At 63.9% G+C, this 22,304-nt stretch carries 22 protein-coding genes and 2 tRNA genes; 18 read left to right on the top strand and 6 right to left on the bottom strand.

The genetic code is table 11. The features are described 5' to 3' along the window. The first annotated feature begins 216 nt into the window (after positions 1 to 216). From KAQ61_RS08810 to KAQ61_RS08785, 6 genes are all read left to right on the top strand, one after another. Positions 217 to 1,209, top strand: a complete 993-nt coding sequence (locus tag KAQ61_RS08810) for an ion transporter (RefSeq protein ID WP_210931470.1) — start codon at positions 217 to 219, stop codon at positions 1,207 to 1,209. Positions 1,210 to 1,294: 85 nt separating this feature from the next. After that, positions 1,295 to 1,879: a hypothetical protein gene (locus tag KAQ61_RS08805; protein WP_210931468.1), complete on the top strand. Its 585-nt coding sequence runs from the start codon at positions 1,295 to 1,297 to the stop codon at positions 1,877 to 1,879. Positions 1,880 to 2,204: 325 nt separating this feature from the next. Continuing rightward, positions 2,205 to 3,251, top strand: a complete 1,047-nt coding sequence (locus tag KAQ61_RS08800) for a methionine ABC transporter ATP-binding protein (RefSeq protein ID WP_210931810.1) — start codon at positions 2,205 to 2,207, stop codon at positions 3,249 to 3,251. 11 nt (positions 3,252 to 3,262) lie between these two features. Further along, entirely contained in the window at positions 3,263 to 3,928 is a 666-nt protein-coding gene (locus KAQ61_RS08795) for a methionine ABC transporter permease (RefSeq protein ID WP_042419617.1), read from the top strand. A 294-nt stretch (positions 3,929 to 4,222) separates the two neighbouring features. Further along, the gene (locus KAQ61_RS08790; RefSeq protein WP_210931466.1) at positions 4,223 to 4,744 is read left to right on the top strand and encodes a cupin domain-containing protein; all 522 of its coding nucleotides are present in this window, start codon (positions 4,223 to 4,225) and stop codon (positions 4,742 to 4,744) included. 308 nt (positions 4,745 to 5,052) lie between these two features. Then, entirely contained in the window at positions 5,053 to 5,391 is a 339-nt protein-coding gene (locus tag KAQ61_RS08785; protein ID WP_210931464.1) for a hypothetical protein, read from the top strand. A gap of 181 nt (positions 5,392 to 5,572) precedes the next feature. Here the strand turns inward: KAQ61_RS08785 and KAQ61_RS08780 are convergent, their stop codons facing one another. From KAQ61_RS08780 to ygfZ, 5 genes are all read right to left on the bottom strand, one after another. Beyond that, the gene (locus tag KAQ61_RS08780) at positions 5,573 to 6,964 is read right to left on the bottom strand and encodes an APC family permease (protein WP_244983037.1); all 1,392 of its coding nucleotides are present in this window, start codon (positions 6,962 to 6,964) and stop codon (positions 5,573 to 5,575) included. A gap of 523 nt (positions 6,965 to 7,487) precedes the next feature. Further along, positions 7,488 to 8,279: a MetQ/NlpA family ABC transporter substrate-binding protein gene (locus KAQ61_RS08775; RefSeq protein WP_210931462.1), complete on the bottom strand. Its 792-nt coding sequence runs from the start codon at positions 8,277 to 8,279 to the stop codon at positions 7,488 to 7,490. 116 nt (positions 8,280 to 8,395) lie between these two features. Further along, a complete protein-coding gene (locus KAQ61_RS08770) occupies positions 8,396 to 8,746 on the bottom strand; it encodes a single-stranded DNA-binding protein (RefSeq protein ID WP_042420047.1) in 351 nt (116 codons plus the stop codon). A gap of 101 nt (positions 8,747 to 8,847) precedes the next feature. Further along, a tRNA-Pro gene (locus KAQ61_RS08765) sits at positions 8,848 to 8,924 on the bottom strand. 174 nt (positions 8,925 to 9,098) lie between these two features. Further along, positions 9,099 to 10,007, bottom strand: a complete 909-nt coding sequence (ygfZ, locus tag KAQ61_RS08760; protein ID WP_210931460.1) for a CAF17-like 4Fe-4S cluster assembly/insertion protein YgfZ — start codon at positions 10,005 to 10,007, stop codon at positions 9,099 to 9,101. A gap of 93 nt (positions 10,008 to 10,100) precedes the next feature. On the opposite strand from ygfZ, the gene mltG reads away from it, so the two are divergent. The 6 genes from mltG (at position 10,101) to KAQ61_RS08730 (ending at position 14,730) form a co-directional block, all read left to right on the top strand. Further along, complete coding sequence (gene mltG, locus KAQ61_RS08755; RefSeq protein ID WP_420839409.1) at positions 10,101 to 11,048, top strand: endolytic transglycosylase MltG; 948 nt, start codon at positions 10,101 to 10,103, stop codon at positions 11,046 to 11,048. A gap of 74 nt (positions 11,049 to 11,122) precedes the next feature. Then, positions 11,123 to 11,791 carry a dTMP kinase gene (gene tmk / locus KAQ61_RS08750; RefSeq protein WP_045266927.1) on the top strand — a complete coding sequence of 223 codons (669 nt, stop codon included), beginning with the start codon at positions 11,123 to 11,125 and terminating at the stop codon, positions 11,789 to 11,791. After that, a complete protein-coding gene (locus tag KAQ61_RS08745; RefSeq protein WP_210931455.1) occupies positions 11,788 to 12,795 on the top strand; it encodes a DNA polymerase III subunit delta' in 1,008 nt (335 codons plus the stop codon). The genes tmk and KAQ61_RS08745 overlap by 4 nt, the downstream gene beginning before the upstream one ends. A gap of 19 nt (positions 12,796 to 12,814) precedes the next feature. After that, positions 12,815 to 13,174: a PilZ domain-containing protein gene (locus KAQ61_RS08740; protein ID WP_043386360.1), complete on the top strand. Its 360-nt coding sequence runs from the start codon at positions 12,815 to 12,817 to the stop codon at positions 13,172 to 13,174. 75 nt (positions 13,175 to 13,249) lie between these two features. Beyond that, on the top strand, positions 13,250 to 14,059 hold the full coding sequence (locus KAQ61_RS08735; RefSeq protein ID WP_210931453.1) for a TatD family hydrolase: 810 nt from the start codon (positions 13,250 to 13,252) through the stop codon (positions 14,057 to 14,059). Further along, positions 14,056 to 14,730: an ankyrin repeat domain-containing protein gene (locus tag KAQ61_RS08730; protein ID WP_210931451.1), complete on the top strand. Its 675-nt coding sequence runs from the start codon at positions 14,056 to 14,058 to the stop codon at positions 14,728 to 14,730. The genes KAQ61_RS08735 and KAQ61_RS08730 overlap by 4 nt, the downstream gene beginning before the upstream one ends. Positions 14,731 to 14,907: 177 nt before the next feature. Here the strand turns inward: KAQ61_RS08730 and msbA are convergent, their stop codons facing one another. Further along, positions 14,908 to 16,680, bottom strand: a complete 1,773-nt coding sequence (gene msbA, locus KAQ61_RS08725) for a lipid A export permease/ATP-binding protein MsbA (RefSeq protein WP_210931449.1) — start codon at positions 16,678 to 16,680, stop codon at positions 14,908 to 14,910. Between the two features lie 138 nt (positions 16,681 to 16,818). Here msbA and tolB point away from each other — a divergent pair, with 138 nt between their 5' ends. The 6 genes from tolB to KAQ61_RS08695 all read left to right on the top strand — a co-directional run bounded on the left by tolB (position 16,819) and on the right by KAQ61_RS08695 (position 21,861). Next, complete coding sequence (gene tolB, locus KAQ61_RS08720; RefSeq protein ID WP_210931447.1) at positions 16,819 to 18,141, top strand: Tol-Pal system beta propeller repeat protein TolB; 1,323 nt, start codon at positions 16,819 to 16,821, stop codon at positions 18,139 to 18,141. Positions 18,142 to 18,213: 72 nt separating this feature from the next. Then, the gene (gene pal / locus KAQ61_RS08715; protein WP_043386342.1) at positions 18,214 to 18,738 is read left to right on the top strand and encodes a peptidoglycan-associated lipoprotein Pal; all 525 of its coding nucleotides are present in this window, start codon (positions 18,214 to 18,216) and stop codon (positions 18,736 to 18,738) included. 30 nt (positions 18,739 to 18,768) lie between these two features. Continuing rightward, on the top strand, positions 18,769 to 19,494 hold the full coding sequence (gene ybgF / locus KAQ61_RS08710; protein ID WP_244983036.1) for a tol-pal system protein YbgF: 726 nt from the start codon (positions 18,769 to 18,771) through the stop codon (positions 19,492 to 19,494). Continuing rightward, positions 19,494 to 20,342: a tRNA threonylcarbamoyladenosine dehydratase gene (locus KAQ61_RS08705; RefSeq protein WP_210931443.1), complete on the top strand. Its 849-nt coding sequence runs from the start codon at positions 19,494 to 19,496 to the stop codon at positions 20,340 to 20,342. The genes ybgF and KAQ61_RS08705 overlap by 1 nt, the downstream gene beginning before the upstream one ends. 62 nt (positions 20,343 to 20,404) lie before the next feature. Further along, positions 20,405 to 20,480 (top strand) — tRNA-Lys (locus KAQ61_RS08700). 286 nt (positions 20,481 to 20,766) lie between these two features. Beyond that, positions 20,767 to 21,861: a tyrosine-type recombinase/integrase gene (locus KAQ61_RS08695; RefSeq protein ID WP_210931441.1), complete on the top strand. Its 1,095-nt coding sequence runs from the start codon at positions 20,767 to 20,769 to the stop codon at positions 21,859 to 21,861. Positions 21,862 to 22,304: the final 443 nt, after the last annotated feature.

Raw genomic sequence — 22,304 nt, 5'->3', positions numbered from 1 at the left:
GGGCCGGGTGGGGGGATGTGGCCCTGCCTGGGGTCCTGCCGCTGGTGAGTATCAAGACGTGCGCAGGTGCGGGGCCTTTGGGGTCCGCCCGGGCGCAGTGGTTTTCTACAATACGGGCCAGCGGGGCTACGCCAAGTGGATGCACAGGCGTGGCCCTTTTTCTTGTGGTGCACTTGCCAGTCTTGCGGCACTGCCACGGCTGGCCAACCTGTTTTCATGCGTTTGTTTGCTTCGATTTCCGAATTTTTCCGCGACAACTACCCTTCTGCCGACCGGCTGGGCGTGCCGGTGGCGCGCTGGCGGCAGAGCATCTACCGCACGGTGTTCGAGAGCAACACCGAGATGGGCAAGCGCTTCGAGCGCCGTTTGACCCTGGCCATCGTGCTGAGCCTGTGCGTGGTGATTGCGCACAGCATCCCGGCGATTGCGCAGGACTGGCGCATGTACTACCTGCTGCGGGGGCTGGAGTGGCTGTTTACCATCGGCTTCACGGTGGAATACGCGCTGCGCCTGATCTCGGTGCGCCGGCCCTGGCGCTACGCGCTGAGCTTTTACGGGCTGGTTGACCTGCTGTCCATCGTGCCCACCTACCTGGCCATCTTCTACCCGGAGGCGCACTTCCTGGCGGCGGTGCGGGCGCTGCGCCTGGTGCGCACCTTCCACATCTTCCCCATCTTTCGCAACTTCCTGAACGAGTACCTGATGCTGGGGCAGGCGCTGCGGGCCAGCGGGCGCAAGATTTTCGTCTTCCTGAGCGTGGTGGCCCTGATCGTCTTCGTGATGGGGGCGCTGATCTTCGTGATCGAGGGGCCGGAGCATGGCTTCACCAGCGTGCCCATGGGCATTTACTGGGCGATTTCGACCGTCACCACCGTGGGCTACGGCGATGTGACACCGTCCACGCCGCTGGGGCGGATCTTTGCCTCCATCATGATGCTGCTGGGCTGGGGCGTGCTGGCCGTGCCCACCGGCATTGTGGGGGCCGAGCTGTCGCGCAATGTGGGCACCAAGGCCAGCCTCAAGGGGGTGGACTGCGAGGCCTGCGGGCTGGAGCGGCACGAGGACGATTCGCGCTTTTGCCGCCGTTGCGGCACGCGCCTGGTGCTGCCGGGCAGTGCGCCGCGTTCCATGGGCGCGGCCGCGGCGGCCACCCGGCCCGAGGACGACACGGCGGCGTCTGGCGTGGACCGTGCCGAGGCCCGGGCGTGAGTCGCGCGGCGCGCTTCATGGCAACATGTGGTGTGGCCGCCGCAGCAAGTGCCGGCGGGCAAGTTTTTGACACAAGAAGGTGCGTATGAAACAGTGGATAGGGGTGGCCCTGGGGGCCTTGGTGCTGGCCGGTTGTGCCAGCAGTGGCAAAGGCGGCACCGAGGCGGTGGTGCAGGTGCAGGAAGACAAGGCCACGCAGGTGAAAACCGTGGCCTTCGCCCCGCTGCCCATGGACTGTGGGCGCGTGGCGCACTGCCCGACGCTGGGCGTGCGCTGGAGCAGCACCGCGCCGAACCGTGCCACCTTGCTGGTAGGTACCTGGGGCGGACAGGCCCAGATCGAGGCGATTGAGTTCAATGCACGGCCACATGCACCGTTGCGGGTGCGCTCCAAGGCCAAGGATGCGTCGGGACTGCCCGGCGTGACCGCCTTCGACGTGCCCATGGACACGCTGGAGCGCGTGGCGCTGGGCTCGGCCGCCTGGGTGCGGCTTACCACCACGGGCGCGGTGATCGAGGAGAATCTGTACAGCGGCGAGCGCTCCAGCCGCGCCGCCGATGCACTCAAGCGTCTGATGTACGAAGCCTACAAAGGCACGGACAAGGAGCTGTCCCTGGGCCTGATCGGTGTCTTCACCGACAAGCCCTACGAGCCCAATTACTACAAATAAGAGCAGCTGGCGCTGATGCTGTCTGTATTTCAGGTGTCAACGCATCTGAAAAGCAGGCACATCGAGCGCTGGATGCATCGATTTGTGTAGCACATCGTCGTGCCGACATGCGCTGGCGCCATGGTTTTCACCCGCGGCTTGTGACTGGGCGGCCGCATTTCAGGCATCATTGCGGGTTAGCCCCAGGCTCGCCGATATAACCAATGCATCTTATTACTTGAGCATTGATTCTTTTGCTGTTTTATATCGGCACGTTACATTCCACCATTCCAATTTTTTCGGGCATGCCGCAGGCCATGGGCGGGCGCGTGCCGTGGCTGACTACATGATCGACATTCGGGATCTGACCCTGACTTACCAAGGCCCCAAGGGGCCTGTCGAAGCGCTCAAGCACATCAACCTGCACATCGAGCAGGGCGAAATCTTCGGCATCATCGGGCGCTCCGGCGCGGGCAAGAGCTCGCTGGTGCGCTGCATCAACCTGCTCAACCGTCCCACCTCGGGGCAGATGATTGTCGACGGCCGCGATTTGATGACGCTTGGCGATGCGCAGCTGCGCGCCGCGCGCCATGAGATCGGCATGGTGTTCCAGCACTTCAATCTGCTGTCTTCGCGCACCGTGTACGACAACGCCGCGCTGCCGCTGGAGCTGGCGGGCATGAACAAGGCGCAGATTCAGGAGCGCATCAACCCGCTGCTGGAGCTGGTGGGCCTGTCGCACCTGGCGGACCGCTATCCCGCGCAGATCTCTGGGGGCCAGAAGCAGCGCGTGGGCATTGCGCGCGCGCTGGCGTCCAACCCCAAGGTGCTGCTGTCGGACGAGGCCACCTCGGCCCTGGATCCCGAAACCACACGCTCCATCCTGGACCTGCTGCGCAAGGTCAACCGCGAGCTGGGCGTGACCGTGGTGCTGATCACGCACCAGATGCAGGTGATCAAGCAGATTGCCGACCGCGTGGCCGTGATCGATGCTGGCGAAATTGCCGAGATGGGCTCGGTCATCGATGTGTTCACCCGTCCCCAGCAGGCCATCACCAAGAGCTTGATCGACGAGATCGTGCCCCAGGAGCTGCCCGACAGCGTGCTGGCGCGCGTGCAGTCTTTGGCCGCCAAGCTGCCTGCCGGGCAAAGCGGCAAGCTGCTGCGCCTGTCGTATGCCGGCGAGAGCGCCTACGAGCCCATCCTGTCGCACCTGATCCGCGAGCTGGGGCTGGACCTGTCCATCCTGCACGGTCAGATCGACGAGATCCAGGAGCAGACGTTCGGTTCGCTGGCGGTGTATGCCAGCGGCGATGCGGCCAGGATTGAATCGGCCATCGCCCACCTGCGTGACAGCGGTGTGGTGGTGCAGGTGGTGGAAGTGAAGGCGTAAGGGGCGAAGCGATGTTCGAGAATTTTTCGGAAATGATGATCGAGTTGTTCATCGACTCGTTCTGGGAGACGCTGATCATGGTCGGCATCTCGGGTCTGCTGGGCGGCCTGATCGGCATCCCGCTGGGCGTGTTCCTGCGCCTGACCGACAAGGGCGGCGTGCTGGAAAACGCACCGCTGAACAACACCGTGGGCTGGATCGTCAACGCCATCCGCTCCACGCCCTTCATCATCTTGCTGGTGGCCATCATCCCGTTCACACGCTTGGTGACCGGTTCGTCCATTGGCACCTGGGCGGCCGTGGTGCCTCTGACGATTGCGGCAGCCCCCTTCATCGCGCGCCTGGTGGAAACCTCGCTGCGCGAAGTGGACAACGGCTTGGTGGAAGCCGCCCAGTCCATGGGCGCCACCACCAGCCAGATCGTCTGGAAGGTGCTGCTGCCCGAGGCCCTGCCGGGTATCGTGGCCGGCCTGACCATCAGCTTCGTCAGCCTGACAGGCTACTCGGCCATGGCCGGAGCCATCGGCGGCGGTGGCCTGGGCGACCTGGGCATCCGCTACGGCTACCAGCGCTTCCTGCCGGACATCATGCTGGCCGTGGTGATCCTGCTGATCTTCTTCGTGCAGGCCATCCAGAGCTTTGGCGACTGGATCGTGCGCCGCATCAGCCACAAGTAAGCTGCTGTGCTCCCACTGCAAGCCGTGCCCTGTGCACGGCTTTTTTCATGGCGGGTGCCGCCTGCTGGGTGGCAGCTTCCGGTGGCCTGGCCACCGGTCGGGCCCAGGCCTTTGCGGGCGCGCACAGCATAAGCATATGCGTGTTTACCCTGGGGTGGATTTGCGCTAATTTTGTGCGTACACCTGCTGCCAGGCGCAGCAGGGCACAAGCACCGGGGGCATGCACGGGCGCTGCAGAGCGCCAGCACCTCCTGTGTGATGGAGCGTTGGGGCCTGACTTCCCAAGGAAATGCCATGAACCGTCCGATATTGTCCGATCTTGAATTTGTTGCAGGCCTGGGGGTGCAATGGTTGCACCGCCCGGTGCCCACTACGCCTGGCCTGGCTGCATTGCTGGCCCAGGATGCGCTGAATGCTGAGGAGCAGGCCACGGTGGTGCAGGCCGTGGGGGCCAGCGTGGCCGATGCCTGTGCCACCCATGGCTACCACAGCATGGATCTGGTGGTGCTGCACCCGACCACGCCGGGGCTGGAGGCGGCACTGCAGCGTTTTGACGAGCCCCACACCCATGCCGACGATGAGGTGCGCTACATCCTGGAAGGCGAGGGGATCTTCGGCTTTCTGGACGCGCAGGGCGAGGAGCGCGTGGTCTGCGTGCGGGCTGGCGACTACCTGCGCGTGCCTGAGGGGGTGGAGCACCGCTTCACACTGACTGCGGCGCGCCGCATCAAGGCCCTGCGCCTGTTTGCCGACACCGCTGGCTGGGCCGCGCACTACACCCAGCGGCCCGTGGGCCCCCTGGTGATCAAGGCCTAAACCTGCCGGGGGTTGTGTGGGCCATGGTACCGGCATGCGCCCCATCTGGCCCCATCCGCGGCCTCGTCAGTTCGATCAACGCCTGGAGGTGTCCACCTCGGGTGCCGCGCCAGCCAGGCATGGGGTGTGTGAGGGGAGAGATGGGCATAACGCCCGTGGCAAACACGCCACCAGTGTGCGTCAAAGCTGAGGCGTGTGCTGTGCTGGCTGACAGCGGCAGGCCGTCTTGGCTTGCAGGCGGTGGTGGGGCAGGGGCGTACAACCGGAGCTGTGCATGGCGTGTCTGCACGCCAGCCAGGAGGTACCCCATGAAAGACCATCCATCCCAGGGCGTCACGGCCCGTTCCACCGATCCGGATCTGCTGGAGCAGGCCCGGCCAGGCTGCGGTGTGCCATCGCAGGGCCCGGACCCTGCGGCCCAGGTGGGCCTGGATGATGCCGAGATGGCGCGCGAGGTGCGTTCGGCACTGACCGGGGGCGGCATGATCGCCGGGGCCGTGCTGGGCTGCGCCCTGGGCGCGTTGATGGCGGGCGGGGTGGGCGTGGTGCTGGGCGGGGTGGCGGGCAGCGTGCTGGGCGCGCTCAGCGCCATGGCCGCGGGCGTGCGCGTGCAGCAGGAAGGCGACCACGTGTTTCTGCACTACTGAGTCTTGGACGTGGTTGGTGCCGCAGGCTGGTGGCAAGGCAAGGCCACACCAGCCGCGACTGCTGACTGCGGCCTGGACCCGTGCGGGCGCAGGCAAAAAAAAGCCCGGGGCTTGCCCGGGCTGTGAATACCTGTGACCGTGTGTCGCACATGCCGTCAGCCGCATGCGCGGCGGGGCTGGTTCAGAGCTTTTCCTCGTGCAGCTGGGGGGCCGCCTTGCGGAAACCCTTGGTCAGCCAGGCCAGGTAGATGATGCCCACAGCGGCCCAGGTGATGCCGGCCTTGAGCGAGGTGTCTTCCACCTCCAGCCACAGCGCGCCGATGGAGATGAAGCCCAGCAGTGGCACGACGAAGAAGTTCAGGATGTCCTTGGGCGTCTTCAGGCGGCCATCGCGGAAGCCGTAGCTGCAGATCACCGACAGGTTCACGAAGCTGAAGGCCGTCAGTGCGCCAAAGCTGATCAGCGCCACCACGAACTCCAGGCTCAGGAAGCCAGCGGTCAGGCAGATCACGCCCGCCAGCCAGATGTTGAAGGCGGGGGTGAAGCTCTTGGGGCTGATGAAGCCGAAGTACTTCTTGGGCAGCACGCCATCGCGGCCCATCACGTACATCAGGCGCGACACGCCGGCGTGGGCGGAAATGCCCGAGGCCATCACGGTCACGATGGCGAAGCTCAGCACCACGGACTGGAAGAAGGCGCCGCCGACCAGCAGCAGGATTTCAGGCTGGGTTTCGTCGACCAGCTCGAAGTACTGCTCCGGGTTGCCGGGGAAGTACAGCTGCATGAAGTAGGTAGCGGCCACGAAGATCACACCCGAGATCAGCGCGGTCAAGAAGATGGCGCGCGGCAAGGTCTTCTTCACGTCCTTGGTTTCTTCGGCCAGCGAGCTCAGCGAGTCGAAGCCGGTGAACGAGAAGCACAGGATGGTGGCGCCGGTGATCAGGGCGCCGATTTCGGTGCTGGCGCTCCAGAAGGGGTTGAAGCTCCACAGCGCGTCGTGGCCGTGCTGGGCAATGTCGCCCAGGGCATTCTGGCCAGCGGACAGCTTCTGGTAGATCAGCACGGTGAAGAAGCCGATGATCAGCACCTGCAGCAGCACGATCAGACTGTTGAAGTTGGCGACGAAGCGCACGCCGCGCAGGTTCACGCCCACCATGATCAGCGACAGGCCGATGATCCAGACCCAGTGGTTGACGTCGGGGAAGAGTTCGGTGAGGTAGATGTTTGCCAGCAGGATGTTGACCATGGGGGACAACAGGTAGTCCAGCAAGGAGGACCAGCCCACCATGAAACCCGCGTTCGGGTGGATGGACTTTTGCACATAGGTGTACGCAGACCCCGAGGAGGGGTACTTGCGGATCATGTGACCGTAGCTGAGCGAGGTCAGCAGCACGGCGATCAACGCAATCATGTAAGACGTGGGTACGTGCTGCAGGCTGTCTCGCGACACCATGCCGAACGTATCCAGCAGCGTCATGGGCTGGATGTAGGCCAGGCCGATGATGATGACTTGCCACAGGACAAGTGTCTTTTGGAGTTTAGCGACTCCATGCGAATCATGAGGGGTGGTCAATTTATCTACCTCTACAGGAAATCAAGGGGTGGTGAACTCGGGCGGCTTGGCCTGGGGGCGTGCAGGCCGCTGGGTCAGCAGCAGCGCGTGGTTGGAAAAACGGTGTGGACTGTCATCAGGCATAAAAATGGGCCTCTGCGGGCCGGTTTACTTCGTCAAGATCGGGATGCCGATGCGCCATCGTGCGATGATGCAGTGAAATCACGATGTAAAAGCCCCGCTATGTGGGGCATAGCGGGGCCGTGGGGCCACCTGGCGCCCGCCGCCAGGGCGTGGGCAAGAGTGACGGGGGCGCATTCTAGCACCCCGGGTTACATCCGTAACGCGGCGGCTGGGGCGGCGGCGTTCGGGTGGCGATGGCTAATTTGATAGCGGTTGGCGCCTGCGTTTGCTGCAAGTTGCACCGAAAACGGGTTGAAGTCCAGGTGTAGCAAGCGCTGCCAGCTATGGAGTTTGCTGCGCCACCCCATGAAAAAGCCCCTGACCAAGGCCAGGGGCTGGATGGCGGCGGTGCGGCCCAGGACTAGAAGCCCAGCAGCACCGAGCCCTGGAATTGCTTTTCCACAAACTCGCGGGTCGAAGGCGATTGGTAGGCCTTCACCAGCTTGCTGGCCCAGGCCTGCTTTTCGTCGCCGGCGCGCACGACCAGGATGTTGACGTAGGGGCCATCGGCACGCTCCAGTGCGATCGCGTCCTTCTTGGGGTTCAGGCCGGCCGACATGGCGAAGTTGGTGTTGATCGCCGAGGCGTCCAGGTCATCCAGCGAACGCGGCAGCTGGGCGGCGTCCAGTTCCACGAAGCGCAGTTTCTTGGGGTTCTCGATCACGTCCAGTGGTGTGGCCTTCAGACCGGCGTTGGGCTTGAGCTTGATCAGGCCCTGGTCCTGCAGCAGCAGCAGCACGCGGCCGCCGTTGGTGGGATCGTTGGGGATGCCGAACTTGGCGCCGGTCTTGAGTTCGTTCAGCTTCTTGACCTTCTTGGAGTACAGGCCGATGGGGAAGTTGACGGTGTTGGCCAGCTTCACCAGCTTGTAGCCGCGGTCCTTGACCTGGGCATCCAGGTAGGGGCTGTGCTGGTAGCTGTTGGCCTGCAGGTCGCCTGCGGCCAGGGCGGCATTCGGCTGCACGTAGTCGCTGAATTCGACGATCTGGATCTTCAGGCCGTCTTTCTCGGCGACCTGCTTGACGTGCTCCATGATCTGGGCGTGGGGGCCGGCGGTGACGCCCACCTTGATGGCGTCCTGGGCGTGCACGCTGAAGGCACCGGCAGTTGCAACCGCCAGTGCAGCTTGGATAAATAGGCGTTTGTTCACCATCTCACACTCTCAAAGAATTGATGCAGCACTGTAATATGGCATCCATATTCTTTGTGAGAATTAATTATTATTTTTATATGACTTTTTGAGATGACAGGCATCGCCCGGTGGGTGCATCAGCCCTGGTAATCCGGCGTGGCGGGGCGGGGCAAGGCCATCACCCGGTAGGCCACCACGTCCAGGGCGGGGTAGCTGATGTCCTGGCGGTCGGTCCAGACCTTGGGGGTCAGGGGGCCGACCAGCGACACCACATCGCCTTCCTGCAACTCGCGCAGCTGGTTGCAGGGCACGGGGTCGAACGCCACCACGTTCACGAACAGGCTGCTGGGGCCGTCACCCGTATTGGCGCGCAGGCCGCCGTCGCCCACGGTGGCACGCATGCGCGCCACCATGAAGGTCTTGCCAAAGCGGTCGGTGCGTTCGCTGGGGTCGGTGGTCAGGCGTCCGGTAATCAAACCTTCGATCATTTTTTTGCTCGGTCGATGCCCAGGTGCTGGGCGAAAAATAGAAATGAATTCGGCATCAAAAAAGGGCTAACAGCATGCTGTTAGCCCTTTTCCTATATCAATGGTCGGCGTGGCGGGATTCGAACTCGCGACCCCTTGCACCCCATGCAAGTGCGCTACCAGGCTGCGCTACACGCCGACAAGACCTAGATTATATGCTGAAAAAACCGGGTTCCTGAGAATTTGGATTTTTTCGCATGCTGGCCAACGGCCAGAAGCCCAGTTCCTCAGCGCGAACACTGCGGAGCTTGGACATAGGCCAGCCGAGAATTTTAGTCCACTTGCACCCGCGCGCCGTACGCGGAATTGCGTATCAGATGTCGTCCAGCAGGGTGTAGGGCAGGGCTTGCAGCTGCAGGGCCTCGCCGCTGGCGCTGCCCGCGGTCAGGGTTTCGCCGGCGGCGCTGATCTGCATGCTGACGATGGCGGCCCAGCCACCGTCCGGGCGCGGGGCGGCCTGCACCACAGTGCCTGTGGCTTGCTCGGCATCGCTGGCCGCAAACACTTCGGCGCCGGCCGACAGAGGGCCGGCGGCATGCACGATGAAGGCGCGGCGCTTGAGCGTGCCGCGGAACTGGCTGCGCGCCACCACTTCCTGGCCGGGGTAGCAGCCCTTTTTGAAGTTCACGCCGCCGACGGACTCATAGTTCAGCATCTGGGGCACGAACTGCTCGAACACCGGCTGCGAGACGGTGGCCACGCCGCTGGCCACTTCGCTCCACAGCCAGGCCTCGGCGCTCAGCGCCGCCCCGGTGGGGGCCGGGGTGGCCACAGGTGCCACCCACAGCGCGCGGGGTTGCTGGGCCGCGGGGTACAGCTGCACGAGGTGGGCGCCGTCGGCCATGGTCTGCAGGCTCCAGGGCGCCTGCAGGCCGCCGGGCACGGCATCGCCGGCCAGACCCAGCAGCTGAAAGTCGGCGCTGGCATCGCTCAATTTCGCCTTGGCGCGCAGCACGAACATGGACAGGCGCTTGAGGGCCGGCGCCAGCAGATCGCGGCTGCAGACCAGCAGGATGTCGTCCGCGGCGCGCTTGAAGCCGATGAAGCTGGCCTGCATCCGGCCCTTGGCCGAGCAGAAGGCGGCCAGGCGCGCGTGCTGCAGATCCAGCAGCGCAAAGTCATTGGTCAGTTGGTTGTGCAGAAACTGGGCAGCGTCTTCACCCTGTACGCGGATGATGCCGAGGTGCGAAATGGGGGCTATGCCTTGAAGAGTCTGGGTCATGGGTGAATTATGATCCCCGATCTTTTTCATGGGACGCAAAAGGTTGTGCGACGCTTACTCATAGTGCTGTTGTTTTTGGCCGGTCTGGCGGCGATGGTGGCCGGTGCGGCAGCCTGGTGGCTGGGGCAGCCCCTGCGCATGGCCAGCCAGAGCATCGAGTTCGAGGTGGAGCCCGGCACCACGCCACGCGGCGTGGCGCAGGCGGTGGTCCGCGCCGGGGTGCAGACCGATGCGCGTCTGCTGTATTACTGGTTCCGCCTGTCGCAGCAGGATCGCCAGATCCGCGCCGGCAACTACGAAATCACGGCCGGCACCACGCCGCGCAGCCTGCTGCAGAAGCTGGTGCGTGGCGAGGAAAGCCTGCGCGCCATCACCTTTGTCGAGGGCTGGACCTTCCGCCAAATGCGCGCGGCGATCGCACAGGATGAATTCCTCAAGCACGACACCGCGCAGATGAGCGAGGCCGAGATCATGGCCGCGCTGGAGCGGCCGGGCGTGGCCGCCGAAGGGCGCTTCTTCCCCGACACCTACACCTACGCCCGGGGCAGCAGCGAGCTGGCGGTGCTGCGCCGCGCCCTGCGTTCCATGGAGCGCCACCTGGAACAGGCCTGGGAGCAGCGCACGCCCGACACCCCGCTGAAGAGCGTGGACGAGGCGCTGATCCTGGCCAGCATCGTGGAAAAGGAAACCGGTCGCGCCAGCGACCGCGGGCTGGTGGCCGGCGTGTTCACCAACCGCCTGCGCGTCGGCATGCGGCTGCAGACCGACCCCACGGTGATCTATGGCCTGGGCGAGGCGTTCGATGGCAACCTGCGTCGCCGCGACCTGCAGGCCGACACGCCCTGGAACACCTACACCCGTGCCGGCCTGCCGCCCACGCCGATTGCCATGCCGGGCAAGGCCTCGCTGATGGCCGCCGTGCGGCCCGAGCCCACCAAGGCCTTCTATTTCGTGGCGCGTGGTGACGGCAGCAGCCATTTCAGCCCGACGCTGGACGAGCACAACCGTGCCGTCAACCGCTACATCCGCGGCACCCCCTAAACTGTGGCGTGCCGCTGTGCGGTGGGGCCCGTGCTGGGCCGCCGCACCCTTTTGATCTGTATTGAGACCTTGTTGTGACCCTCGCTGCACCTTCCGGACTTTTCATCACTTTTGAAGGCATCGACGGCGCCGGCAAGTCTTCGCACATCGACGCGCTGGCCCAGGCCTTCCGCCAGGCCGGGCGCACGGTGACCCTGACGCGCGAGCCCGGTGGCACGCCGCTGGCGGAAAAGCTGCGCCAGTTGCTGCTGCACGATGCCATGGACCCGCTGACCGAGGCCCTGGTGGTGTTTGCCGCCCGCCGTGACCACCTGGTCCAGGTGATCGAGCCCGCGCTGGCGCGCGGCGAGGTGGTCATCAGCGACCGTTTCACCGATGCCACCTTCGCCTACCAGGGTGCGGGGCGGGGCTTCGACTGGCAAAAGCTCCTGGTTTTGGAGCGCATGGCGCAGACGGGGTGCGGGTTGGAGGCCAGTTTGATGCGTGAACCCGATCTGACCATCTGGTTCGACCTGCCCGCCGCTGTGGCGGCCGAGCGCCTGGCCACCGCGCGCGTGCCCGACCGTTTTGAAGCCCAGCCCCAGGCGTTCTTTGCCGCGGTGGCGGATGGCTATGCCCGCCGCTGTGCCCAGGCGCCGGGGCGGTTTGCGCGCATTGACGCGCACCAGAGCCGCGAGGCCGTGTGGCAGCAGGTGACCGCGGTGCTGCAGGCGCGCGGCTGGCTGGCAGGAGGTGCTGCGTGAGCGACGCCGTCACCCCCCTGGCCCCCTGGCTGCAGGCACAGCACCAATCCCTGCTGGCCCAGCGCGGCCATGCCTGGCTGCTGCAGGGTCCTTCGGGCATGGGGCAGTTCGAGCTGGGCATGGTCCTGGTGCGGGCCTGGCTGTGCGAGCAGCCCGGCGCGCACGGGGCCTGCGGCCACTGCGCCAGCTGCCACAGCATCGACGTGCATGCCCATGCCGACCTGTGCGTGCTGATGCCCGAGGCCGACATGCTGGCGCGTGGCTGGCCGCTGAGCGAAAAGGCCCAGGCCGAGATCGACGACAAGAAGCGCAAGCCCAGCAAGGAAATCCGTGTCGACGCCATGCGCGATGCGGTGGAGTTTACGCAGCGCACCAGCGCACGTGGCCGTGGCAAGGCGGTGCTGGTCTACCCGGCCGAGCAGATGAACGCCATTACGGCCAATGCCTTGCTCAAGACGCTGGAAGAGCCCCCGGGCGACGTGCGCTTCGTGCTGGCCACGGAAGCCGCGCACCAGCTGCTGCCCACCATCCGCAGCCGCTGCCTGACCCACACCATGCTGTGGCCGCACGAGGCGCAGATGCTGCAGTGGCTGCAGGCCCAGGGCTTGGCCGAGGGGCCGGCCCAGGCCTGGCTGCGTGCCGCCGGCGGCCGCCCGCTGGATGCGTTGGCCATGGCCCAGGCGGGCAAGGGGCTGGAGCTGTTCCAGCGCCTGCCCAAGGCCGTGGCGGCCGGCGACGCAGCCATTTTTGCGGACATGAGCCAGCCCGATGTGGTGCAGTGGCTGCAAAAGCTCTGCCACGACCTGATGTGCGTGGCCCAGGGGGCGGCCCCGCGCTACTTTGCCGCGCAGGACCTGCCGGCGCCGCCATCGGCCATGATCCTGGCGCGCTGGGCCAAGTCCCTGGCCCAGGAGGTGCGCACCGCTGAGCACCCGTTCAACGCCGGTTTGATGACCGAGGCGCTTGTCGCCCAGGCCCGCACGGTTCTACACTCCAAGGCCTGACGCCACTTATTTCAGCCACATGAGCATGCAGCCATCACCACCCCGTCCCAGTGTGTTGCAACTGGCCCTCAAGGAGAAAGGGGCTTTGTACGCGGCCTACATCTCCCTGTTTGCCGAAGGCGGTATCTTCGTCGCCACGCCGCGGGAGTTCCGCCTGGGGGACGATGTCTATGTGCTGCTGACCCTGCCCGAAGACCCCCAGCGCTACCCGATTGCCGGCAAGGTCGGCTGGGTGACACCCGCGGGCGCGGGGGGCAACCGCACGCAAGGCATTGGCGTGCGCTTCCCCAAGGACGACAAGTCGGCCCAGCTCAAGGTCAAGATCGAGCAGATGCTGGGCACGGCCATTGCTTCGGACCGACCCACGCAGACCCTGTAAGGCCGCACCGCTTTTTCTGCCATGCCGGCTGGGGCGTGCCCCGGTCGGCATTGTTTTTTGTACGATAGCCTGCTGATGTTTACCGATTCCCACTGCCACCTGAATTTTCCGGAACTGTCGGCCCAGCTGCCGACCATCCTGGAGGCCATGTCCGCCGCCCAGGTGACGCGCGCGCTGTGCATTTCCTGCACCATGGAAGAGTTTCCCGATGTGCACGCACTGGCGCTGGCGCATGGCAATCTGTGGTGCACCGTGGGCGTGCACCCCGACACCGAGCACATGACCGAGCCCAGCGTGCAGGACCTGGTCGAACGGGCCGCGCTGCCGCGCGTGGTGGGCATTGGCGAGACCGGCCTGGACTACTACGGCATGGAAGACCGCAAGGGGGGGCGCACGATCGCCGACATGGTGTGGCAGCGCGAACGCTTTCGCACCCACATCCGTGCGGCCCAGCAGTGCTGCAAGCCCCTGGTGATCCACACCCGCGCGGCGCAGGAGGACACGCTGCGCATCTTGCGCGAAGAGGGCGAGGACGGCCGCGCGGGCAGCGCCGGCGGGGTGTTCCATTGTTTCACCGAAAGCCTGGAGGTGGCCAAGGCCGCGCTGGACCTGGGCTTCTACATTTCGCTGTCGGGCATCGTCACCTTCAAGAGCGCGCAGTACCTGCGCGATGTGGCGGCCTATGTCCCGGCTGAGCGTTTGCTGATCGAAACCGACAGCCCCTACCTGGCGCCTGTGCCGTTCCGGGGCAAGACCAACACCCCGGCGCTGGTGCCGTATGTGGCCCAGCAGGTGGCGCAGGTGCGGGGTCTGCGTGTGGAGGAGGTGGCCCAGATGACCAGTGACAACTTTGATCGCCTGTTCACGGGCGTGGTGGGCGGATGAAGCGCCGCGCCCTGTTGCAAGCCGCCGGCGCCAGTGCGCTGGTGTGGGCCTGGCCCGCGCAGGCCAGCCTGGCTGCGGATTTCGAGACCGCCATCATCCGCGACGACTTTGTGCGCGTGCGCGAGCTGCTGCAGCGTGGGTTGGACCCGAACACGCGGGACAGCCACGGCAACCCCGGGGTGGTGCGCGCCATGCGCAACGATTCCTGGCGCGTGGCGCAGGTGCTGCTGCAGGCGCCCGGCCTGCGGGTCAACGATGCCAATCCGCAGGGCGAGACCCCGCTGATGCTGGCCTGCATCAAGGGCCAGCTGGATCTGGTGCGCGAACTGCTGTCGCTGGGCGCGCGCATCAACCAGCCCGGATGGACACCGCTGCACTATGCCGCCAGCGCCGACGCGCCGCACAGCCTGGCGATTGCGCAGCTGCTGCTGGACGAGCACGCCTACATCGATGCCGAGTCACCCAACGGCAGCACGCCGCTGATGCTGGCGGCGCAGTATGGTTCGCAGGCCATGGTGGAGCTGCTGCTGAATGCCGGTGCCGACGTGCAGTTGCGCAACCAGCTGGGCCTGACGGCGGTGGACTTTGCGCGCCGCTCGGACCGCGACTTCATGGTGCGCATCCTGCAGACGGCGTTTGACGCCACGCGCCGGTCCAAGGCCACGTGGTAGTTTGACGCAGCAATAAGAAGAGCGCCTAGCGCTTGTCTCACCTAGGTTTTCAATGTTTTTTGCATTGAAAACCAGGCTGGGTAAGCGCCAGGCGCTCTTTTTTTGTAAGTGTTGGGCCACGCCCTGCAGCGCGGGCACAGAGGGCGTGGCCCGCGCCGTGCCGCGGTGTCTGCGGGCTCAGTGGCCCGTCACATGCGCCTGCAGGCGGGCGTACAGGCCGTTGAGCGCCAGCAGTTCGGCGTGCGTGCCCTGTTCGGCAATCCGGCCGCGCTCCATCACCACCACGCGGTCGGCGTGCTCGATGGTGGACAGGCGGTGGGCAATCACCAGGGTGGTGCGCCCCTGCATCAGGGTCTGCAGGGCTTGCTGCACCAGGCGCTCGGATTCGGTGTCCAGCGCCGAGGTGGCCTCGTCCAGGATCAGCACCGGCGCGTCCTTGTACAGCGCGCGGGCAATGGCCAGGCGCTGGCGCTGGCCGCCGGACAGCTGGGTGGCGTTGTGGCCCACTTCGGTGTGGATGCCCTGGGGCATCTGGCGCACGTGCTCGGCCAGGTTGGCGGCTTCCAGGCAGGACCAGACGCGGGCATCGTCCACGTCGGCGCCCAGGGCCACGTTGGCGGCGACGCTGTCGTTGAACATCACCACATCCTGGCTGACCATGGCGAACTGCTGGCGCAGGTAGTGCAGGTCCCAGTCCGGCAGCGCCACGCCATCCATCAGCACCTCGCCGGCCGTGGGGTCCAGAAAGCGGGGCAGCAGGTTGACCAGGGTGGTCTTGCCGGCGCCGGAGGGGCCGACCAGGGCCACCACTTCGCCGGGTTGCACCTGCAGGCTGACCTGTTGCAGGGCGGGGGCCTTGTCATCGCCAAAGGACACGCTGATGTCCCGCAGGGTGATGGCGCCGCGCACCTCGGCAGGGCGCTGCGTGCCGCTGGGCTCGGCGCTGCTGTCTTCCATCAGGGCCAGGCCCCGCTCCAGGGCCGCCACGCCGCGTGTGATGGGGTTGGCCACGTCCGCCATGCGGCGCAGCGGGGCAATCAGCATCAGCATGGCGCTGATGAAGGCCACGAAGCTGCCCACGCTCACGTTCTCGCTGCGCCCTTGCCACAGGGCGATGCAGATCACCGCCGACAGGGCGATGGCCGCCATCAGCTGGGTGGTGGGCGTCATCGCGGCGGAGGCGATCGTGGACTTGATGTTGAGCTTGCGCAGCTCGCGACTCAGGCCCACAAAGCGCTGGGCCTGGGCCTGCTGGGCACCGTGCAGGCGCACCATGCGGTGGGCCAGCACGTTTTCCTCGACCACATAGGCCAGGGCATCGGTGGCCTGCTGGCTGCTCTTGGTGATGCGGTACAGGCGCTTGGACAGCGTCTTCATGATCCAGCCCACGGCGGGCACGATGAAGGCCACGGCCAGGGTCAGCTGCCAGTTCAGGTACAGCAGATAGCCCAGCAGCGCCACCAGGGTGAAGCCGTCGCGCGAGATGGCCAAAAAGGCCTGGACCAGTTGCGTGGCCCCGGTCTGCACCTCGTACACCACGGTGTTGGACAGCGCACTGGCCGATTGCTTGGCAAACAGGTCCATCTGCGCGACCTGGATGCGGGTGAACAGGTCTTTGCGCAGGCGCAGCATGCCTTCGTTGGCAATCCGCGAGAGGGCATACTGGCCCGCGAACTGCGCCACGCCACGCACTAGGAACAGTCCGATAATGAATAAGGGCACCATCCACAGGTTGAGCGTGCCTTTGGTGAAGCCGCTGTCGAGCAAGGGCTGCAAAAGCGCCGGAATCAGGGGTTCCGTGGCAGCGCCCACCAGCGTGGCCAGGATGGCAATCCCCCAGGCCATGCGCTGCTGACCAAAATAGGGCGCCACCCGCACGAGCCGCTGGCGCAGGGTCAGGTCGCTGCTGGCGGGGGCCGCCATGCGAATGTTTTTGTCGGTGTTTTGCATGTGGGCCAGGATTCTACGTGCCCGCTGTACCCACCCTCTTAAACACATTGACACAGCGACTATGTGTCCAGACCCGCACAAGTGTGTGTAACATCCTAGGGAGCACCCGGAGCCTAATCCGGCACATGATGGCTGCGCATGAATACTGAACACCAATCCCCCCTCCATACCCTGCAGGCGCTCACGCCGCTTGCTTCACGCCGCTCTCTGCTGGCCGCACTGGCCGCATCCCCTGTCCTGCCTGCACTGGCCCAGTTCCGGGTCGAAGTGACCGGCGTGGGCCTGACCCAGCTGCCGATTGCTTTGCCGAGCTTTCGCGGTGAAGAGGGCGCCCCCCAGAAGATTTCGCAAATCGTGCGCGCTGACCTGGAGCGCAGCGGCCAGTTCCGCAACGTCGATGCCAGCAGCGAGCGCTTGGACGAAACCTCGCGCCCCGACATGGCGCAATGGCGCCAGCGCGCCGCCGACGCCTTGGTGACCGGCAGCATCACACGCATGGCCGATGGCCGTTTCGATGTGCGCTTTCGCCTGTGGGATGTGGTCAAGGGGCAGGATCTGGGTGGCCAGGGCTTTGCCGTCACCCAGGCGGACCTGCGTCTGGTGGCACACCGCATTTCGGACTTCATCTATGAAAAGCTGACCGGCGAGCGCGGCATTTTCTCGACCCGCATCGCCTACGTGACCAAGGCCGCCAAGCGCTATGTGCTGTGGGTGGCCGATGCCGATGGCGAGAACGCCCAGTCGGCGCTGTCCAGCACCGAGCCCATCATCTCGCCCGCCTGGTCGCCCAACGGTGGCGAGCTGGCCTATGTGTCGTTCGAAGCGCGCAAGCCCGTGGTGTATGTGCATGAGGTTGCCAGCGGCCGCCGCCGCCTGGTGGCGAACTTCCGCGGCTCGAACAGTGCACCGGCTTGGTCGCCCGATGGCGCCTCGCTGGCGGTGACTCTGACGCGCGATGGTTTGTCGCAGCTGTACCGCATCAGCTCGCAGGGCGGCCAGCCCACCCGCCTGACGCAGAGCAATGGCATCGACACCGAGCCCGCCTTCTCGGCCGATGGCAAGACCATCTACTTCGTCAGCGACCGTGGCGGCTCCCCCCAGATCTACAAGGTTGGCGCAGGCGGCGGTGCCGCCCAGCGTGTGACCTTCACCGGGAACTACAACATCTCTCCAGCAGTCAGTCCAGATGGCCGCTGGTTGGCCTACATCTCGCGCGTCGGCGGTGCCTTCAAGCTGTACGTGATGGACTTGGATGGTGGCACTGCCACCGCTGTCACAGACACCAGCGATGATGAAAGCCCGAGTTTTGCGCCCAACAGCCGCCTGATCGTGTACGCGACCAAGCAAGGCGGGCGCGAAGCCTTGATGACGACCACCTTGGACGGCAAGATCAAGGCGCGTTTGGCAGGGCAGGGTGGTGAGATTCGGGAACCCGATTGGGGCCCTTATCAAAAATATTGAATTGACGTAAACCTTTGTTAGCGGGTTGCGTTCTATTAATTACCTAGTAATTCCTAGGCAAGGAGAATTTTGATGATTACGTTTAAGCGAGTTTCTATCGCATTGTCCGTGGCCGCCCTGATGGCTGGCTGCTCTTCCGGCGTCAAGCTGGACGAAAACGCCAACGCTGGCAACAACAACGGTGGCGCCAACACTTCCGGCTCCGCCAGCGGTGTGGCCGGTGTGGATCTGACAGGCGGTCAAATCGCTGCCGATGGCGGCCCCAAGGGTGTGGGTCGCGTGGTGTACTTCGACTTCGACAGCTTTGTCGTGAAGTCCGAAGCCCAAGGCCTGGTGGATGCCAATGCGCGCTTCATCAAGGCTGACGCTGCTCGCAAGGTCACCATTGAAGGTCACACCGACGAGCGCGGTGGTCGTGAATACAACCTGGCTCTGGGCCAAAAGCGTGCAGAAGCTGTGCGCCGTTCCCTGAACCTGCTGGGTGTGAGCGACAGCCAAGTGGAAGCCGTGAGCTTTGGTGAAGAAAAGCCTGCTGCCGCTGGCAGCAACGAAGCTGCGTACTCGCAGAACCGTCGCGCTGAAATCTCCTACCGTTAAAGCATGAGCATTCGCAATGGATCTTTGCGGATGAGTGTCCGTGTACTGGCCGCTCTGGGCCTGTGCACGGTCCTGGTTCATCCGGCATATGCCTTCCTGGAAGATGCGGAAGCACGCCGTGCCATTCTGGAATTGCGCCAACGCTTTGACACCAGCACCCAGGAAACGGCCCAGATGCGTCGCAGCCTGCTGGACTTGCAGTCGCAAATTGAATCCATGCGGCGCGAAATCGCTCAGCTCACCGGCGCCAATGAGCAGCTGGAACGTCAGGTGGCGGAGCTGCAAAGTCGCCAGAAAGATCTGGCCAAGGGCTTGGACGATCGTTTGCGCAGGTTTGAGCCCGTGCAGGTGCAGGTCGATGGCCTGGAGTTCTCGGCGGATCCTGCGGAAAAGCGTGACTTTGATGCCGCGCTGGAGCAGTTTCGGGCTGGTGACTTTGCTGGTGCACGCAAAGCCTTTGCGAACTTCGTGAACAGCTACCCCAACAGCGGGTACATGCCTTCTGCGCGGTTCTGGCTGGGCAACACTCAATATGCCGGCCGTGACTACAAGGAAGCGATTGCCAATTTCCGCTCCATGCTCAAGGCCGCGCCGCAGCACACCCGTGCCGCCGATGCCTTGCTGTCCATTGCGAACTGCCAGCTCGAATTGAAAGACACCAAGGGGGCGGTCAAAACCCTGCAAGACTTGGTGCGCGACTACCCGGCCTCGGAAGCGGCAAGCACCGCCAAAGAGCGCCTGCAACGTTTGAAGTGATGACGGCACCAAACCCTGTGCACAACTCCATCGCCGGCCCTGCCGGCGATGATTTTTTGGGCGCTGCAGATCTGCAGCGTCGCTTTGCCGGGCTGGAGCGCCTGTATGGCGTGCAGGGCGCAGCCCGCATCCGGCAGTCCCATGTCGCCGTGATCGGTGTGGGCGGCGTGGGTTCCTGGGCGGCCGAGGCGTTGGCGCGCAGTGGTGTGGGCACCTTGACGCTGATTGACCTGGACAACGTGGCGGAGTCCAACATCAATCGCCAGATTCATGCCCTCACCGGCACGGTGGGGCAGGCCAAGGTGGATGCCATGCGCGACCGGATCGCGCAAATCAACCCGGCGTGCGTGGTGCATGGGATCGAGGAATTCGTGGAGCCGGCAAACTGGCCTGGCATCCTGCCGGATGGGGTCGATGCGGTCATTGATGCCTGTGACCAGGTCAAGGCCAAAGTGGCGATGGCCCAGTGGGCGCGCCGTGCCAAGCGGTGCTTCATCAGCGTGGGGGCGGCAGGCGGTAAGCGCCTGGCGCACAAGGTCGAGGTGGATGACCTGTCCCAGACCACGCACGACCCCTTGCTGGCGCAACTGCGTTACCGCCTGCGCAAGGAGTTCAACGCCCCGAAGGAAGGCAAGAAGATGGGCGTGATGACGGTGTTCAGCCGCGAATCGGTGACCCCTCCGGATGCCTCCTGCCAGCTTTCGGGTGCAGCGGACAGCAGCCTCAACTGCAGTGGCTATGGCTCGGTGGTGGCGGTGACGGCCACCTTTGGGCAGTGCGCGGCAGGCTGGGTGCTCGACGAGATCGCGCGTTCTTCAAAAAATGGTGCAATTTCCCAGAGCGTCTGAAAACCGATGCTACAATCTAGGTCTTCGCTAGCTAAGCAGCTTGTTTTGCAAAGCGACAGGTCGGGTCTTTAGCTCAGTCGGTAGAGCAGCGGACTTTTAATCCGTTGGTCGCGAGTTCGAATCTCGCAGGACCCACCAAAGAAAACGCCTCAAGGCACAACGCGCAGATGCTATTATAAAAGTAGCATCTGCGTTTTTGTTTTGGGCCCGTGGGACACTCATGGGACACTAACCCACAACAACGGGCTTAAAACAGCCACCACAGACAACACAAGCTTGGGTAATATCCTAAGCGTGCATCAAGTAGCACTGCGATGAAGCCGATGGCCAGCATGGCCGGGAGTGGAGCGACGCTGCTGGCATTCAGTGCGTTCTACGCCGACGAATGCTGGCTCTGTCAGACCATTTTTTTAGGCATCGCAGAATGGCAACGATTGAAACCCGCAAATCCTCTGATGGCACAGTCACTTACCGTGCAAAAGTGCGTCTCCGAGGCTTCCCCGTAGAGTGCGCAAGCTTCAAGCGCAAGACAGATGCTGTCCAGTGGGCACGTGGCACAGAAGCCTCTATGCAAGAAGGGCGCTACAGCCAGACGTCTGAGGCTAAACGTCATACCTTCAGTGAGTTGGCGCAGCGTTATGAGCAAGAGGTGGTCCCCTTACGGCCCAAAAATGCAGCAAACACCCTGCGTCATTTACGTTACTGGACAGGCAAGCTTGGGCACCTGCTGCTCAGCGATGTGACGCCAGCGTTGCTAGTGCAATGCCGTAATGAATTGCTGGCAGGTACAACATCCCGAAACACGAAACGCTCGCCAGCTACCGTGGTGCGTTATTTGGCCACGATCTCGCACGTGTTCACGATGGCCATGAAAGAGTGGCAATGGGTCAACGACAACCCTGCACGCAAAATCTCCAAACCCCGTCAATCGCGTGGGCGGGAGCGCTTTTTATCCGATGAAGAACGTGTACGTTTGCTTGATGCATGCCGTCACTCAACGTGTCGTTATCTCTTGCCTGTGGTCGTGCTGGCCATCTCTACGGGTATGCGCCGTGGAGAAATCATGCATTTACGTTGGCGGGATGTGGATCTGGTGCGTGGGAGCATTTTGCTCACTGAAACCAAAAACGGTAGCTCGCGCTCCGTTCCCTTGGTAGGTCCCGCACTGGAGTTGCTTAATGACATGAGCAAGATCCGGCACCTGGCAAGTGATTTGATTTTTTATGGTGGCATCCCATCCAAGCCGATGGACATTGAAAAGCACTGGAAGGCAGCCTTAGAGATGGCCTCTATTGAGGACTTTCGCTTCCATGACCTGCGCCACACCGCAGCCTCCTATCTAGCCATGAATGGGGCCACCACGATGGAAATTGCAGCTGTGCTCGGACACAAGACGCTGCAGATGGTCAAACGCTACAGCCACCTCACAGACATGCACACCGCCCGAGTGCTGACTGCGATGAATGCCAAGGTGTTTGCTGATCTGAAATGCGTTGATATGTCTGCATCAATAGGCTAAAAGGCCTCGTGCACAGGCAACAAACGACAAACGTAAAAAAATAACAAAAATACTTGGCAACTTACTGCGGCATTGTTAAGATGAGTTCGACGCGCAGTAATTGCGCGTATGACTGTGAAGCCATGCAATCCTGCCTTGGTGGAGTTGATCTCAAAGTTCAGCTCCCTAAAGGTTTGTTGTATGGCTTTTTCTCATTCCAGTGCACCTCGCACTGCCCCTGTGACGCGCAAAGCGTCATCCAAAGCGGGGCGCCAGCATCCCTTAGTCCCTTCGTGTGAATTAGCTTCCCAGCCAGTGGTCCGCACAGCGCGTGAAAAGCATGGCCGGCTTATTCCAGTGCCTGCGTGGCCGGAGCACCATGCCTGGCCCCCTATCGGAGGGCTGCGCCACCTCATCTTTTACGCCTCCACCAACGGCTTCGACCAGGTAATTCGTCGCGTTGG

This window comes from Comamonas aquatica (genome assembly GCF_018064205.1).
In the GTDB taxonomy this organism is placed as follows: Bacteria; Pseudomonadota; Gammaproteobacteria; order Burkholderiales; family Burkholderiaceae_C; genus Comamonas; species Comamonas aquatica.
Note: the sequence above shows the minus strand (reverse complement) of the source record. Positions and strands in the feature narration are given on the sequence as shown.

Coding starts and splice junctions, on each gene's coding strand:
- mltG (WP_420839409.1), top strand. CDS start 10,101: ATGGTGGCCGGTGCGGCAGCCTGGTGGCTGGGGCAGCCCCTGCGCATG.
- KAQ61_RS08805 (WP_210931468.1), top strand. CDS start 1,295: ATGAAACAGTGGATAGGGGTGGCCCTGGGGGCCTTGGTGCTGGCCGGT.
- KAQ61_RS08790 (WP_210931466.1), top strand. CDS start 4,223: ATGAACCGTCCGATATTGTCCGATCTTGAATTTGTTGCAGGCCTGGGG.
- KAQ61_RS08730 (WP_210931451.1), top strand. CDS start 14,056: ATGAAGCGCCGCGCCCTGTTGCAAGCCGCCGGCGCCAGTGCGCTGGTG.
- ygfZ (WP_210931460.1), bottom strand. CDS start 10,007: ATGACCCAGACTCTTCAAGGCATAGCCCCCATTTCGCACCTCGGCATC.
- pal (WP_043386342.1), top strand. CDS start 18,214: ATGATTACGTTTAAGCGAGTTTCTATCGCATTGTCCGTGGCCGCCCTG.
- KAQ61_RS08705 (WP_210931443.1), top strand. CDS start 19,494: ATGACGGCACCAAACCCTGTGCACAACTCCATCGCCGGCCCTGCCGGC.
- KAQ61_RS08735 (WP_210931453.1), top strand. CDS start 13,250: ATGTTTACCGATTCCCACTGCCACCTGAATTTTCCGGAACTGTCGGCC.
- KAQ61_RS08775 (WP_210931462.1), bottom strand. CDS start 8,279: ATGGTGAACAAACGCCTATTTATCCAAGCTGCACTGGCGGTTGCAACT.
- KAQ61_RS08770 (WP_042420047.1), bottom strand. CDS start 8,746: ATGATCGAAGGTTTGATTACCGGACGCCTGACCACCGACCCCAGCGAA.
- ybgF (WP_244983036.1), top strand. CDS start 18,769: ATGAGTGTCCGTGTACTGGCCGCTCTGGGCCTGTGCACGGTCCTGGTT.
- KAQ61_RS08740 (WP_043386360.1), top strand. CDS start 12,815: ATGAGCATGCAGCCATCACCACCCCGTCCCAGTGTGTTGCAACTGGCC.
- KAQ61_RS08800 (WP_210931810.1), top strand. CDS start 2,205: ATGATCGACATTCGGGATCTGACCCTGACTTACCAAGGCCCCAAGGGG.
- KAQ61_RS08695 (WP_210931441.1), top strand. CDS start 20,767: ATGGCAACGATTGAAACCCGCAAATCCTCTGATGGCACAGTCACTTAC.
- KAQ61_RS08795 (WP_042419617.1), top strand. CDS start 3,263: ATGTTCGAGAATTTTTCGGAAATGATGATCGAGTTGTTCATCGACTCG.
- msbA (WP_210931449.1), bottom strand. CDS start 16,680: ATGCAAAACACCGACAAAAACATTCGCATGGCGGCCCCCGCCAGCAGC.
- tolB (WP_210931447.1), top strand. CDS start 16,819: ATGAATACTGAACACCAATCCCCCCTCCATACCCTGCAGGCGCTCACG.
- KAQ61_RS08810 (WP_210931470.1), top strand. CDS start 217: ATGCGTTTGTTTGCTTCGATTTCCGAATTTTTCCGCGACAACTACCCT.
- KAQ61_RS08785 (WP_210931464.1), top strand. CDS start 5,053: ATGAAAGACCATCCATCCCAGGGCGTCACGGCCCGTTCCACCGATCCG.